Origin of the sequence: Sphingomonas hominis, from assembly GCF_013328205.1 — a bacterium.
Lineage (GTDB): Bacteria > Pseudomonadota > Alphaproteobacteria > Sphingomonadales > Sphingomonadaceae > Sphingomonas > Sphingomonas hominis.
Genome location: NZ_JABULH010000005.1, coordinates 164,596 through 177,906 on the forward strand (window position 1 = coordinate 164,596; position 13,311 = coordinate 177,906).

The 13,311-nt window shown below is 69.3% G+C and carries 14 protein-coding genes and 1 tRNA gene; 8 read left to right on the forward strand and 7 right to left on the reverse strand.

All coding sequences use genetic code 11. The annotated features are described in order from the left end of the window. Positions 1-65: 65 nt before the first annotated feature. Positions 66-1,235, forward strand: coding sequence for a histidinol-phosphate transaminase (gene hisC, locus HRV97_RS12550; RefSeq protein WP_174194609.1), 1,170 nt, complete (start codon positions 66-68; stop codon positions 1,233-1,235). Then, positions 1,235-2,143: a prephenate/arogenate dehydrogenase family protein gene (locus HRV97_RS12555; protein ID WP_174194610.1), complete on the forward strand. Its 909-nt coding sequence runs from the start codon at positions 1,235-1,237 to the stop codon at positions 2,141-2,143. The genes hisC and HRV97_RS12555 overlap by 1 nt, the downstream gene beginning before the upstream one ends. Positions 2,144-2,503: 360 nt before the next feature. On the opposite strand, the gene HRV97_RS12560 is transcribed toward HRV97_RS12555, so the two are convergent. Genes HRV97_RS12560 through ftsE form a run of 4 tightly spaced genes read right to left on the reverse strand, consistent with a single transcriptional unit; the run spans position 2,504 to position 5,326 of the window. Then, on the reverse strand, positions 2,504-3,193 hold the full coding sequence (locus HRV97_RS12560; RefSeq protein ID WP_174194611.1) for a 1-acyl-sn-glycerol-3-phosphate acyltransferase: 690 nt from the start codon (positions 3,191-3,193) through the stop codon (positions 2,504-2,506). After that, entirely contained in the window at positions 3,186-3,722 is a 537-nt protein-coding gene (locus HRV97_RS12565) for a YdcF family protein (protein ID WP_174194612.1), read from the reverse strand. The genes HRV97_RS12560 and HRV97_RS12565 overlap by 8 nt, the downstream gene beginning before the upstream one ends. Positions 3,723-3,755: 33 nt before the next feature. Continuing rightward, a complete protein-coding gene (locus HRV97_RS12570; protein ID WP_174194613.1) occupies positions 3,756-4,625 on the reverse strand; it encodes an FtsX-like permease family protein in 870 nt (289 codons plus the stop codon). After that, entirely contained in the window at positions 4,622-5,326 is a 705-nt protein-coding gene (gene ftsE, locus HRV97_RS12575; RefSeq protein WP_174194614.1) for a cell division ATP-binding protein FtsE, read from the reverse strand. Before ftsE ends, HRV97_RS12570 begins: the two co-directional genes overlap by 4 nt. Before the next feature lie 170 nt (positions 5,327-5,496). On the opposite strand from ftsE, the gene HRV97_RS12580 reads away from it, so the two are divergent. From HRV97_RS12580 to HRV97_RS12605, 6 genes are all read left to right on the forward strand, one after another. Further along, positions 5,497-6,219 (forward strand): zinc-ribbon domain-containing protein, encoded by a 723-nt coding sequence (locus HRV97_RS12580; protein WP_174194615.1) that lies wholly within the window; start codon positions 5,497-5,499, stop codon positions 6,217-6,219. 107 nt (positions 6,220-6,326) lie between these two features. After that, positions 6,327-6,413 (forward strand) — tRNA-Leu (locus tag HRV97_RS12585). 145 nt (positions 6,414-6,558) lie between these two features. Next, positions 6,559-7,635, forward strand: a complete 1,077-nt coding sequence (locus HRV97_RS12590; RefSeq protein ID WP_174194788.1) for a type III polyketide synthase — start codon at positions 6,559-6,561, stop codon at positions 7,633-7,635. Continuing rightward, positions 7,632-8,318, forward strand: coding sequence for a methyltransferase domain-containing protein (locus tag HRV97_RS12595; protein ID WP_174194616.1), 687 nt, complete (start codon positions 7,632-7,634; stop codon positions 8,316-8,318). The genes HRV97_RS12590 and HRV97_RS12595 overlap by 4 nt, the downstream gene beginning before the upstream one ends. Beyond that, positions 8,300-9,388 carry an FAD-dependent monooxygenase gene (locus HRV97_RS12600; protein WP_174194617.1) on the forward strand — a complete coding sequence of 363 codons (1,089 nt, stop codon included), beginning with the start codon at positions 8,300-8,302 and terminating at the stop codon, positions 9,386-9,388. Before HRV97_RS12595 ends, HRV97_RS12600 begins: the two co-directional genes overlap by 19 nt. A gap of 80 nt (positions 9,389-9,468) precedes the next feature. Then, on the forward strand, positions 9,469-11,616 hold the full coding sequence (locus HRV97_RS12605; RefSeq protein WP_174194618.1) for a transglycosylase domain-containing protein: 2,148 nt from the start codon (positions 9,469-9,471) through the stop codon (positions 11,614-11,616). Here the strand turns inward: HRV97_RS12605 and HRV97_RS12610 are convergent. The 3 genes from HRV97_RS12610 to HRV97_RS12620 are packed head-to-tail and all read right to left on the reverse strand — an operon-like array spanning position 11,568 to position 13,302. Beyond that, entirely contained in the window at positions 11,568-12,269 is a 702-nt protein-coding gene (locus HRV97_RS12610; RefSeq protein ID WP_174194619.1) for a YgjP-like metallopeptidase domain-containing protein, read from the reverse strand. The genes HRV97_RS12605 and HRV97_RS12610 overlap by 49 nt on opposite strands. A 5-nt stretch (positions 12,270-12,274) precedes the next feature. Further along, entirely contained in the window at positions 12,275-12,709 is a 435-nt protein-coding gene (locus HRV97_RS12615) for a YcgN family cysteine cluster protein (protein ID WP_425505768.1), read from the reverse strand. Continuing rightward, on the reverse strand, positions 12,706-13,302 hold the full coding sequence (locus HRV97_RS12620) for an SCO family protein (RefSeq protein WP_174194621.1): 597 nt from the start codon (positions 13,300-13,302) through the stop codon (positions 12,706-12,708). Before HRV97_RS12620 ends, HRV97_RS12615 begins: the two co-directional genes overlap by 4 nt. Between the last annotated feature and the right edge of the window lie 9 nt (positions 13,303-13,311).

Consider the following 13,311-nt stretch of genomic DNA (forward strand, 5'->3'; position numbering starts at 1 on the left):
TCGCAGCGCCTCGACTTGAACGACCCGCTTCCCCCGGCCCGCCCTCGGCACTAAGCCTCCGCACCATGACCGACACCGCGACCGCACGCCAGAACGCTCCCGCCCCGAAGCAGTGGGTGATGGACATCGCGCCCTACATCCCCGGCCGCTCGACCACCGACGACGGGCGCAAGGTCGCCAAACTGTCGTCGAACGAGAACCCGCTCGGCACCTCGCCCGCCGCGCGTGCGGCTTACGCCTCCGCCGCCGACACGCTCGAGCGCTATCCCGACGCGAGCGCGGCACCGGTGCGCGAGGCGATCGCCGCGGCGTTCGATCTCGATCCTGCACGCATCATCTACGGCAATGGCTCGGACGAGATCCTCCACCTCGCCGCCGGCGCCTTCGCGGGTCAGGGCGACGAGGTGATCTTCGTCCGCTACGGCTTCGCGGTGTACGAGATCGCGGCACGGCGCGTCGGCGCGACGCCGGTGATCGCGCCCGATCGCGACTATGCCACCGACGTCGACGCGGTGCTCGCTGCCGTCACCGACCGCACCCGCGTCGTCTACATCGCCAACCCCAACAACCCGACCGGCACCTTCGCCGCTCGCGCGGAAATCGCGCGCCTCCACGCCGGGCTGCCGAGCCACGTGCTGCTGGTGCTCGACCAAGCCTATGCCGAATATCTCGACGCCGCCGACGACGACGGCGGGCTCGACCTCGCACGCACCGCGTCCAACGTGCTCGTCACGCGCACCTTTTCCAAGATCCACGGCCTCGCGTCCGAACGGATCGGCTGGGGCTACGCGCATGCCGACATCATCCAGGCGCTGCATCGCATCCGCCTGCCGTTCAACGTGACGATCGGCGGGCAGCGCGCGGCGGTGGCGGCGATCGAGGATCGCGCGTTCGTCGAGGCGACGCGGGTCCACAATGCCGAGTGGCGCGCGTGGTTCAACCAGGAGGTCGCCAGCCTCGGCAACGCCGGCCTGCGCGCGATCCCCAGCCAGGCGAACTTCGTCCTCGTCGTGTTCGAGGGCGAGCTGACTGCCGAGACCGCGTACAAGGGGCTGATGGACGCAGGGTTCATCGTCCGCTGGCTGCCCGGTCAGGGTCTTGCGCAAGGCCTGCGCATCACGATCGGCACCGAGGAAGAGACGCGCGGCGTCGCCGCGGCGCTACGCGCGCTCGTCGAACAGCACGCCTCCCCCGCGCACGCCACCCCGGCCGATCAGGGCATCGAGCGCGGCTGATGCTCCCGTTCGCGCGCGTGACCGTCATTGGATTGGGGCTGATCGGCTCCTCGATCGCGCGCGCGGTGCGGGAATATATGCCAAGCGTCCGCCTGACCGGGCATGATGCGAGCCCGGAGGTGCGCGAGGCGGCGCGCGCGCTGCGCCTTGCCGACGACGTGACCGACACCGCGGGCGCAGCGGTGACCGACGCCGACCTCGTCATCCTGTGCGTGCCGGTCGGCGCGATGGGCGCGGTCGCGGCCGAGATCGCCGCAGACCTGCCCGCGGACGCGATCGTCAGCGACGTCGGCAGTTGCAAGGCATCGGTCGCCGCCGCGCTCACCACGCATTTGCCGGCGGCGCAGGTGATCCCCGCCCATCCGGTTGCGGGCACCGAGCAGAGCGGGCCCGAGGCGGGCTTTTCAACGCTGTTTCGCGGTCGCTGGTGCATCGTAACCCCCCTCCCGGACAACGACCCCGTAGCCGTCGAGCGCGTCGCGGAGTTCTGGCGCCGGCTGGGCGCCGAGGTCGAGCAGATGGCGCCCGACCACCACGACCTCGTCCTTGCCGTCACCAGCCACCTGCCGCACCTGATCGCCTACACGATCGTCGGCACCGCCGACGACCTCGAACAGGTGACCGAGAGCGAGGTGATCAAATTCTCCGCCGGCGGCTTCCGCGACTTCACGCGCATCGCCGCGTCTGATCCGACCATGTGGCGCGACGTGTTCCTGTCGAACAAGGACGCGGTGCTCGACATGCTGCAACGCTTCTCGGAGGACCTGTCGCAATTGCAGCGCGCGATCCGCTGGGGCGACGGCGACGCGCTATACGATCGCTTCGCGCGCACCCGCGCGATCCGGCGCTCGATCGTCGACCAGGGCCAGGACGACGCCGCCGCCGACTTCGGCCGCAAGCACGACTAGGGCAATCGCCAACTCGCTCCCCAATATCGAAGGAAGGCGAGTGGGTCTGTGGCCCAGAAAATGCGGCTTGCTTTAGCAGGTCACCTCCTCCGTCATCCCGGGCTCAACCCGGGATCCCGCTTCTTCTGCGAAGCCGGTGCACAGGCAGCGGGACCCCCGATCAAGTCCGCGGTGACGAGTACCGCCGCGAAACGCTGCCCGCGCCCGCTGTCCTACACGCGACTGATCACCTACCCGGATCGGCGCTCTTTGCCATTATCCGACACAGACGCGCACACACGTCCAGGGTGCGACTTTCGGCAAACGATCGGCACCCCGCGGCGACACACGTTGGTGTGACCTTCGCGTGACCTTCCGCGCTCAATCGTTGAGCGCGTTGATCGCGGCGTGGACGCGCTCCTCCGCCTCGCGCCGCGGCAGGCCCGGCGGGATCGCCTCGCCGATCAGCACGCGGATCGGCCCCGAATGCGCGTGCCCCTTGCGCGGCCAGCGGCGGCCGCTGTCGAGCGCGATCGGCACCACCGGATAGCCGAGCGCACGGTACAGGCCGGCGAACCCTGAGCGCAGCGGCGGGTGTTCGCCGTGCGGCATCCGCGTTCCTTCCGGAAACACGATCACCGACCGCCCCGCCGCCTTGAAGGTCGCGGCATCGGCCATGAGCTGGCGCAGCGCCTTGGCCGATGCCTCGCGGTCGACCGGCAGCGCGCCGTAGATGCGCGCCGCCCAGCCCCAGATCGGGATCTGCGACAATTCGCGCTTTATGACGACGGCCGGCCCGCCCAGCCGGTACGGCAGCTCCAGCGTCTCGAACATCGCCTCGTGCTTGGCGGCGAACAGCACCGGTCCCGGCGGCAGCGCCGCGCCCTCGAAATGCGCCCGAACCCCCATCACCCAGCGCGCGATGAACGTGTGATAGCGTGCCCAGCCGTGCGCATAGGGGATCATCGCGCGCGGCCCGAACAGCGCGACGAACGGGATTACGAGCACCACGATCAGCGATCCGATCGCGAACAGCAATCGGAACAGCCACGTCCGCACTACGTCACCCACGCCATCTCTCCCACCACAACACCGCGCGCCGCAGCAGCAGCTTGTGATATTCGTTCAACAATTGCGCCAGACTGGGGTGCGTCGGCACGCCGTCGGTGACGATGCGGATATCGGGCCCCAGCGTCTGCGCCAGCTCCATCGCCGCCCGCCGCGCGTGCCAGTTCGAGGTAACGAGCCGCACCGAGCGATAACGATGCTCGGCGACCCACCCCGCCGTCTCCGCCGCGTTGGAGCGCGTGTCGACCGCCTGCTCGCCCAGATCGACGCAGCACGCGAAGGTCGCGCCGTGACCGTAGGTGCGCACCAGATCGCGCTTGCGCACGCCCGGCGCGGTGCCCGTCACCAGCATCCGCCGCGCGCGCCCCGCGGCCAACATCGCGAGCCCGCGATCGATCCGACCCGCCGCGCCCGTCGGCACCACGATCGCGTCGGTGCGCACGTCGTCCACCGGCTCGGGCAGCGCGACCGCGAACAACGCAAAGCCCAGCGCCCAGGCGATCAGCGCCAGCCCGGCCAAACGTCCGATCATGGCAACCACCCGGTCACGATGGCGACCGTCCGGTCACAGCATCTGCCCCAGGCTGCGCACCACCGCACGCCGCGCGACGCCCGCCGCCAGCGCGACGAATGCGAACGGCAGCAGCAGCAGCACCCCCCAGCCGAGCCCACCCAGCGTCACCGCGCCGAGCAGTTCGGAGCCGAGCGCGCTCGCCTGCGCGCCCAGCAATGCCACCGCGACCAGCCCCGCGACCCCGCCTACCGCCGCGCCCAACGCCGCATCGAGCGACAAGCGCCGCTGAAACAGTCGCGCGACCTGCACGTCGGTCGCGCCCAGCATGTGCATGACTTCGATCGTGCCGCGATGCGCTTCCAACCCGGCGCGCGCCGCCAGCACGACGACGAACGCGGTCGCCGCGACCATCATCGCGACCAACGCGAGGCCCAGCACGCTCATCACCGTCAGGAACCGCCGCACCGGCGCCAGCGCCGCGCTGTGCAGGTCGAGCCGCGCCCCCGGCAGCGCGGCGGCGAGTGCACGGCGCACGCGCGTCACGCTCGCCTTGTCCGCTACCGTCAGGTCGACCATCGCCGGGATCGGCAGGTCGACGTCCGCCGCATCACCGCCGAGCCACGGCGACAGCAGCCGCGCGATCTCCGCGCGCGGCACGACGCGCACCTGGCTCACCCCCGCGATGCCGGCGAGCACCGCCGCCGCCTCGCCCACGTCGCGCTCGCGCCGGGCCGGATCGGCGGCGGCGACCTGCACCGTCGCGCGCCCGCCCAATTGCACCCCGATCGCACCGGTGGCGCGCGCGGTGCCGATCCCGCCCGCGGTCGCCAGCACGGTCAGGAACAGCATCACCGCGATCACCCACACCATGCCGCGTCCGGTGCGCGCGGTTTCTAGGACGCGCGTGCTCGCCGCGCTCACGAATGGCGTCCCGGCGGATGGCGCAGCATGCCGGTCGGATCGAGCAGCCGCCCGTCGTCGATCCGCATCATCTGCGCCGAGCGCACGCGCGCGATAAGCTGCAGGTCGTGCGTCGCGATCACCAGCGTGGTGCCGAGCCCGTTCAACGACGCGAACAATTGCAGCAACCGGTCGGCCATGGCCTCGTCGACGTTGCCGGTCGGCTCGTCGGCAACCAGGATCTCGGGCCGGCCGATCACCGCGCGCGCAATCGCGACGCGTTGCTGCTCGCCGCCCGACAGCGTCGGCGGTCGCGCCTCCGCGCGGCTGGTGAGCCCGACCCAGGCGAGCATCTCCGACACGGCGTCGCGCACCTCGTCCTCCAGCACGCCGGCGATCCGCAAGGGGAGCGCGATATTGTCCGCCGCCGACAGGTGCGGCACCAGCCGGAAATCCTGGAACACCACGCCGATACGGCGGCGAAAGCCAGGAATGCGCCCGCGCGGCAAGGTGACCACGTCGGTGCCGAACAGGTGGATCGCGCCGCGCGTCGGGCGCTGCGCCAGGTACAGCATCTTGAGCAGCGAGGTCTTTCCCGCGCCGCTCGCGCCAGTCACGAAGTAGAACTCGCCCCCCGTCAGCGAGAAGCTGAGGTCGCGCAAGACCTCCTCGCCCTGGCCGTAGCGCAGCCCCACGTTCTCGAACTGCACGATTCCGGCCACCGGCCCGCGACATCCCTTCGCTTGAAGGCGCCCGCCATCGCACGTGGCGGCCCCCTTCATCAAGCTTGGGCAGCGCGCGGGGCATCATCGCACGTCGTTTCGCCAGCGATACTTGCCAGCGGGGCACGGTAAGTGTTTACGTCGGTAACGATAACCAACAGCGTGGCGTCATGATCCTCGAGTGCCCCGAATGCCGCACCCGCTACCTCGTACCCGACTCCGCGGTCGGCGTGACGGGCCGAACCGTGCGTTGCGCCAATTGCCGGCACAGCTGGTTCCAGGAAGGCGCCGCGCTTCCGCCACTTCCGCTCTCGGGCACCACGACGCCGACCGCGCCCGACGCGCTCTCCGGGACCACCAAAGGCTTCGCACCCGCCGGCTACGCGCCATCGCCGACGATTGATCCGACGCCGACGGACGAGGCAAGCTACGACGCCTTCGCGCACCGCCCGCCGTTCCGCCCGCGGCGCAACATGGCGCGCGTCCGCACGATTGCGTCGATCGCGGCGGGGCTGATCATGCTGGCGCTGGTCGGCGTAATCCTGTGGACCACCGCGCCTGGATTGGCGCAGCAGGCCGGCTTCAACATCGGTCCGGCACAGTCGCCGCTCCGCATCGTCGACAATCCGATCGAGCGACGGCAGATGACCAACGGGTCGGAATTGTTCGCGGTCAGCGGGCGGATCACCAACCCATCCTCCGCCTCGCAGCGCGTCCCCGACCTGCGCGCCGACCTGCGCGACGAACGCGGCCGGGTGGTGTTCAGCTGGACGATCACCCCGCAGCAGCGCACTTTGCCCGCCAATGGCGCGATCGATTTCAACTCGGCACAGGTCGACGTGCCGCCGTCATCGAAGCGGCTGGACCTGACCTTCGTCGGCGAAGCGAGCTGACCGCGCAAATCGTGTCAACTCACGCACAATCGGCGTTGCCAGGGTCGAAGTGCTTTGCTAGAGGCCCGCTCCTGCCAGTCGCCGGGCCTGCCCGGTGAACAACACGTGCGGTCGTGGCGGAACTGGTAGACGCGCAACGTTGAGGTCGTTGTGGCCGAAAGGCCGTGGAAGTTCGAGTCTTCTCGACCGCACCATTTCTCGCTCTGTGGAGAGCGGGATCGATAACCGCCCGGCAGCGTCGGGTGTGATTCCCTCATCGCCTCACTGCTCGTCGCTCCTCCTGGCGCGGTGTCGCGCAGGTGCGTGGGCCCGAACGAAGCCGGTGCGCGTTCGACCGTCATGGCATCGGCCGACTTTGTGACACCCTATATCAACGCGATCGGCACGGCTGTTCCGTCCCACGACATCCACGCGGCCTTTATCGGCTGGGCGCGCGAGCGTTTGCCAATCGCGCAGCGCAAGCTGTTCGACCGCATGGCCGCGCGTGCCGCGATCGGTCATCGCTGGTCGGTGCTGCCGGAAGACGCCGGGTCACCGGTCGGGGACACCGGTTTCTACGCCGACACGCCGCACCCGGGCACTGCCGCGCGAATGTCGCTCTACGCACAGGCGGCACCCGAACTGGCGCTGAGTGCGATCGAGCGGCTGCGCGATCAGGTCCCGATCGACGATGCGACTCACCTGGTGGTCGCCAGTTGCACCGGCTTCGTTGCGCCCGGCATCGATCAGATCATCGCGCGACAATTAAGCCTCTCGCCCGCGATCGAGCGTACGCTGATCGGCTTCATGGGGTGCTACGCCGCGGTCGCGGCGCTGCGCACCGCGCGGCATATCGTGCGATCGGACCCCGCCGCGCGCGTGCTGGTGGTCACGGTCGAGCTCTCCACGCTGCACCTGCAAGCCGTCGACGAGATCGAACCATTGCTGGCGATGCTTCAATTCGGCGACGGCGCGGCCGCGGCGATGGTGTCTGCCGAGCGCCGCGGCCTCGCGATCGGTCAACCGTTCGCGACCACGCTCGCCAAGTCGGACCGTTTAATCCGCTGGGACATCACCGACGCCGGCTTCGCGATGCATCTGTCGGGCGAGGTGCCCGGCCGGATCGCCGCCGCGCTGGCCGATCCGGTGCTGGTCGACGCGATCACCGCGGGACAGGACGCCACCTCTATCGATGGCTGGGCGGTGCACGCCGGCGGACGCTCGATTCTCGACGCGGTCGAGCATGGGCTGTCGCTCGACGCCGACGCCCTCGACGATTCGCGTGCGGTGCTGGTGGACAATGGCAACATGTCGTCGGCGACGCTGATGTTCGTGCTCGCGCGTGTGCTCGCGCGGTCCGACGTGCGCCGCGGCGTTGCGCTCGCCTTCGGGCCCGGTCTCGCTGCCGAGGGTTTCGCGTTCGGTCCGTCGGCATGATCGCGCTCGCCGAACGCGCCGAGGGCGAGGAGTTGATGGACGCCGACGATCTACCGGCGGACACCTATGCCGCGGTGGTGCGCGACCTTGCCTGCGTCAACGCGGTAACGCTGGCCGCGCGACCGACGCTCGCGTTCCTGCACGCCCACACACGTCCTGGCAATCGCTATCGCCTGCTCGACGTCGGGTTCGGTGACGGCGACATGTTGCGGCGGATCGCGCGTTGGGGCGCACGGCGTGGCATCGTGTTCGATCTCGTCGGTATCGATCTCAATCCACGCAGCGAACTGGCCGCGCGCGCCGACACGCCGGCCGCGCTCGCCATCGATTATCGCACCGGCGACTATGCCGGATTGGCGGACGAGCCGTGGGACTTCATCGTCTCCAGCCTGGTCGCGCACCACATGACGACCGCGCAGCTCGTCGCGTTTCTGCGCTTCATGCATGACCATGCGCGCGTCGGGTGGCTCGTCAACGACCTCCATCGCCACCGTTTCGCGCATGCCGGTTGGCCGTTGCTCGCGCGGCTGTTCCGCTGGCACCCAATCGTCCGGCACGACGGCCATCTCTCCATCGCGCGCAGCTATCGTCCAGCCGAGTGGCAGCCGTTGCTCGATCAGGCAGGTGTCGCCGCGCGCGTGTTCACCGCTTTTCCGTTCCGGCTGTGCGTCGCGCGGCCCTGATCGTCGGCGGTGGCCCCGCAGGCAGCGCCGCCGCGATCACGCTCGCGCGCGGCGGACACGCGCCGTTGCTGGTGGAGCGCACGCGCGAAACCGCCGATGCGCTGTGCGGCGGCTTCATCAGTTGGCGCACGATTGAGACGCTGGAACGGCTCGGCATCGACCCCGACGCGCTCACCCCAATGCGGATCACCCGCGCGCGCATCTTTGCGGCAGGCCGCCGTGGCGAAGCGCGGCTGCCGCGACCGGCCCTGGCCGTGTCGCGGCGCCGGCTCGACACGCTGCTGCTCGCCCATGCCGAGACGCTGGGCGTCGCGGTTGAGCGCGGCGTGACGGTGCGCAAGGTTGCCGAGCACGCGGTCAGCACCGCCGACGGCGCGACGCTCGCCGCCGACGCCTTGTTCCTCGCCAGCGGCAAGCACGACATTCGCGGCGGCGCACGCCCTGCGGAGGCGCGAGGCAGTGATCCGACGCTCGGGCTCCGTGTACGGCTGGCACCCTCTCCCGCATTGGCGCGGTTGGTCGGTGACGCGATCGAGCTGCACCTGTTCGACCGCGGCTACTGCGGCGTCGTGTTGCAGGAAGATGGCAGCGCCAACGCCTGCATGGCGGTGCACCGCTCGCGCTTACGAGAGGCAGGCAGCCCGGAAGCGCTGCTACGCGACCTAATGCATGAGGCGCCGCAATTGGGCGAACGGCTCGCCGGCGGATGGAGCGCGATCGATGCGATCGCCAACGTGCCCTATGGTTGGCGGACCGAACGGACGACATCTGGTGTGTTTCGGCTGGGCGATCAGGCAGCGGTGATCCCGTCGCTGGCCGGCGAGGGCATGGGGATCGCGCTCGCCAGCGGCCGATCGGCGGCGCAGGCGATGGTCGCGCATGGTGCAGCGGGCGCGGCGGCGTGGCAGCAGCGGTTCGCGCGCGCGGTCGCCGCGCCGTTGCGCAACGCTGGGGCGGTCTGGGCGCTGTCGGACCGGCGCGCGTCGGCCGCCTTGCTGCCGTTCGCCGCCCGCGTACCCGGCGCGCTGGCGATGGTGGCGGCCAGCACGCGGGTACCTGCGCTCGATTAGCTGCCGATCCGCACCGATCGGCCACGCCGGGCATGACTTGTTAAGCATCGCTCAAGCCTCTATCCGCCAGGGCCGACGCCATGGCCCGCGCCCGTCCCTCCTCATCCCGCAAGCGCTCCAAGACCCGCTCTCCGTGGCGGCGGCGCTGGTCGATCGCGTGGAAGTCGCTGGTCGTGCTCGCCTTGGTCGCACTCGGCGCGCTCGTCACCGCGGTTTATGTCGCGCGGGCGCAATTGCCGAGCTTCGAGGATCTGAAGTCCTCACCCAACGGGCAGATGATCCGCGTTCACGCCGCCGATGGCTCGGTGATCGTGTCGCTCGGGCCGAGCTACGGCGAGTGGTTGCCGATCGACCGCATTCCCAGCGTGATGCAGCGCGCGATGATCTCGGTCGAAGATCGTCGCTTCTACAGCCATTTGGGCGTCGATCCGGTCGGCGTGGCGCGATCGGTCGACGTGCGCGTGCGGCGCGGGCGCTGGACCCAGGGCGGCTCGACGATCACGCAGCAGCTCGCGCGCAACATCTTCCTGAATTCAGCCAAGAAGTTCGGCCGCAAGTTCCGCGAGGCGATCCTGGCGCTGGCGATGGAGCGAAAATTTTCCAAGGACCAGATCCTCGAATTGTACCTGAACAAGGTCTATTTCGGTGGCGGTGCGTACGGCATCGACGCGGCGTCCAGGCGCTTCTTCGGTCACGGCGCGGACGAGCTGAACCTGTCCGAAGCCGCGATCGTCGCCGGGCTGGTCAAGGCGCCGTCGAGCTACTCGCCGACCGCTGACGCCGAGGCCGCAGTCGGCCGCGCCGGCGTGGTGATCGAGACGATGCGCGAGACGGGCGCGATCACGCCGTCGGAGGCCGCATCCGCCGATCCGCAGGCGGTCAAGCTCGCCCCCGCCCCGCGCCAGAACAGCGTGCGCTATTTCACTGATTGGGCATTGCCGCAGCTCGAGTTGTTGATCGACGAGACGGTCAAGCCGCTCGAAGTGTGGACCACGATCGACACGTCGATGCAGCGCGACGCCGATGCAGCGATCCGGCAGAACGTGCCCAAGGGCGCGCAAGGTGCGCTGGTCGCGATCGACCGCGATGGGGCCGTGCGCGCGATGGTTGGCGGTACCGACTACGTGAGTTCGATCTATAACCGCGCGACGCAAGCGGTGCGCCAGCCGGGATCGGCGTTCAAGCTGTTCGTGTATCTCGCCGCGATCGAGGCGGGGAAGACGCCCGAAGACAAGGAACTCGACGCACCGGTCACGATCGACGGGTGGAGCCCGCGCAACGATTCGCGCCGCAACTCGGGGCAAGTGACGTTGCGCACCGCCTTCGCTTATTCGCTCAACACCGTCGCGGCGAAGCTGGGGCAGGCGGTAGGGTTCCAAACGGTAGCGGACATGGCGCGCCGCTTCGGCATCACCACGCGCGTCAACACGCATCCCTCGATGGTGCTCGGCACATCGGAAGTGCGGCTGATCGACATGACGCGCGCCTTCGCCAGCGTCGCGAACAAGGGCGTGGCGATCACCCCCTACGCAATCACCAAGGTGACGAGCGACGGCGAGACGATCTATACGCACGAGGTCGACCGCAGCCGCGTGCTGGTCGCCCCTGACGTCGCCGCGCGCATGACCGACCTGCTCCAGACCGCAGTCAACACCGGCACCGGTCGCGCGGCGCAGATCGGGCGACCCGTCGCGGGCAAGACGGGCACCACCACCTCGGGCAAGGACGGCTGGTTCCTCGGCTTTTCGTCGGGCATGACGACGGGCGTGTGGATGGGGCGCGACGATGCGCGGCCGATCGCTGGGCTGCACGGCGGTACCGCGCCGGCGAAGGCCTTTGCCGCATTCATGAGCCGCGCGGTCGCCAATCGCCCGATCGAGGAGTTCGACACCAAGGTGACGCTGCCCGAATGGCAGCTCGAACCCGATGAGGAAGCGTATTTCGGCTCACCCGACAACGGCACGTTCGTCGATGACGACGGCAATCCGCCATCGGCATCCGAACCGACGGTGCGCGAGCAGCCGCAGCGCGCGAACCCGGACGAGCCACAGCCGGTCGACGGCGACGAGCAGCGGCTTGATCAGGACTGGATCGACCGCGTCACCAACAGGCGGCGTGATCCCGCGCGCCCAGCACCCCCGACAGTGCGCGAACCCGCACCGCAGGCGGGTGAGCGACGCTACCCGCCCCGCGCCGAACCTTCGGACGACGAACGACCATACCAGTGAAGCCTGGCGCCGTGCTGGCGTAGCCACTGCCGCTCAGGCGTAGGATCGCGCCCGAACAGTTCGGCCACCAGCGCGTGAAACGCCGGCCCGTGATTCATATGGACGCGGTGTGCGACCTCGTGTGCGGCGGTGGCCCGGCGTACGGTGCGCGGCGCGAGTGCGAGGCGCCAATTGTAGCGGATTGCACCGCTCGACGCGCAACTCCCCCAGCGGCCACGCGGATCGGCGACGCTTACCTGCGTCACGCTCACTCCGGCGCGCTCGGCGTAGAAAGCGGTATCGGCGACCAGTAGAGCGAGCGACTGCTGCCTTACCCACGTCGCGACGCGCGCCTCGACTCGGTCGATCGGCCCCCCGACGACGAGCGTCGCGCCATCGCGCTCGACCCTGCGCAGCGCCTCCGCCTGCCAGACGATCGAGAGGTTTTCATCGTCGAGCGGCAGCGTCGCACCCGGCACGAACGGGCGCGCCTGCGGCAGCACGTCACGCTGCTGCGCGATCCATTCCTCCTTCGACCTCGCCCAGGCCATCATCGGCGCGAGCGCCGCGCGTTTGGGGATGGTCAGCCGGACACGACCGGTTACCGGATCGAACGACAGCTTCGCCCGGCGCGCGCGTGGGTGGCGAACGACCTCAATCGCGTCGTCTTCCACCCGCGTTACAACCGACGATCGACCACGTGGTTTTCCAGGTCGCCGGCATCGTCCTCGCTGATCGTCCAGCCGCGTACCGACTCGCCCGCGCGGTGTACCGCGTCGCGGTCGCCGCTGTTGAGATAATGCCACTCGGGCAACGGCTCACCGTTGGCGCGCAGGCGATAGGCGCAGGTCGAGGGCAGCCAGTCGATCTGGTCGACGTTGCCGTTGGTCAGCCGCACGCACTCGCTCACATAAGCGCGGCGGTTGCGGTAGTTGGAGCATTGCCCGCTGCGCCGATCGAGCAGGCGACACGCGACGTTGGTGGCGTACATCTCACCCGTCTCGTCATCCTCCAATTTGTGCAGGCAGCATTTGCCGCAACCGTCGCACAACGCTTCCCATTGCGCGCGATCGAGCTTCGACAACGGCGTGTCTTCCCAGAAACGCGCGCTCACTTCGCCCACTTCGCGATCTCGTCCACCAGCGCCTGCGGCGGTGTCTCGGGCAGCAGCGCGAGCGGTTTGCCCGCGGGGTCCATCAGGTAAATTTGTCGGCTGTGTTCCATAAGGTAACCGTCCTGCGTGCCTTTGCCGCGCGCGAAGAATACGCCGTATTCCTTGGCGACGCGCGCGATCTCCGCCGCACTGCCGGTCAGCCCGATCATGCGCGGGTGGAACGCGGCGACGAACTGCTTGAGCACCGCGGGCGTGTCACGCGCAGGATCGATGCTGACGAAGATCGGCACGACACGCGCCGCGAGCGTCGGGTCGCTCTTCTCAAGCAGGCGCAAGCCGGCACCGATATTTTGCGCATCGGTCGGACAGACGTCGGGGCAGAAGGTGTAGCCGAAGTACATGATGCGGTAGCGCCCGGCGAAATCGTCGTCGGTGACCGTGCGGCCGTTCTGGTCGACCAGCGTGAACGGTCCCCCGATCCGTGCACCGGCTAGTGGCGGCTGGGCGGGCGTCGACGCAACTGGCGACGAGCAGGACGAGAGCGCCGCCGCGAGCAGCGCGGCCGGGGCGAGCATCAGACGGGGCATGTACATGGTGCGTCC

Bases quoted from the DNA above. Each gene is read 5' to 3' on its own strand.
- HRV97_RS12595 (WP_174194616.1), top strand. From the start codon at position 7,632: ATGATCGCGCTCGCCGAACGCGCCGAGGGCGAGGAGTTGATGGACGCC.
- HRV97_RS12565 (WP_174194612.1), bottom strand. From the start codon at position 3,722: ATGATCGGACGTTTGGCCGGGCTGGCGCTGATCGCCTGGGCGCTGGGC.
- hisC (WP_174194609.1), top strand. From the start codon at position 66: ATGACCGACACCGCGACCGCACGCCAGAACGCTCCCGCCCCGAAGCAG.
- HRV97_RS12580 (WP_174194615.1), top strand. From the start codon at position 5,497: ATGATCCTCGAGTGCCCCGAATGCCGCACCCGCTACCTCGTACCCGAC.
- HRV97_RS12555 (WP_174194610.1), top strand. From the start codon at position 1,235: ATGCTCCCGTTCGCGCGCGTGACCGTCATTGGATTGGGGCTGATCGGC.
- HRV97_RS12605 (WP_174194618.1), top strand. From the start codon at position 9,469: ATGGCCCGCGCCCGTCCCTCCTCATCCCGCAAGCGCTCCAAGACCCGC.
- HRV97_RS12590 (WP_174194788.1), top strand. From the start codon at position 6,559: ATGGCATCGGCCGACTTTGTGACACCCTATATCAACGCGATCGGCACG.
- HRV97_RS12620 (WP_174194621.1), bottom strand. From the start codon at position 13,302: ATGTACATGCCCCGTCTGATGCTCGCCCCGGCCGCGCTGCTCGCGGCG.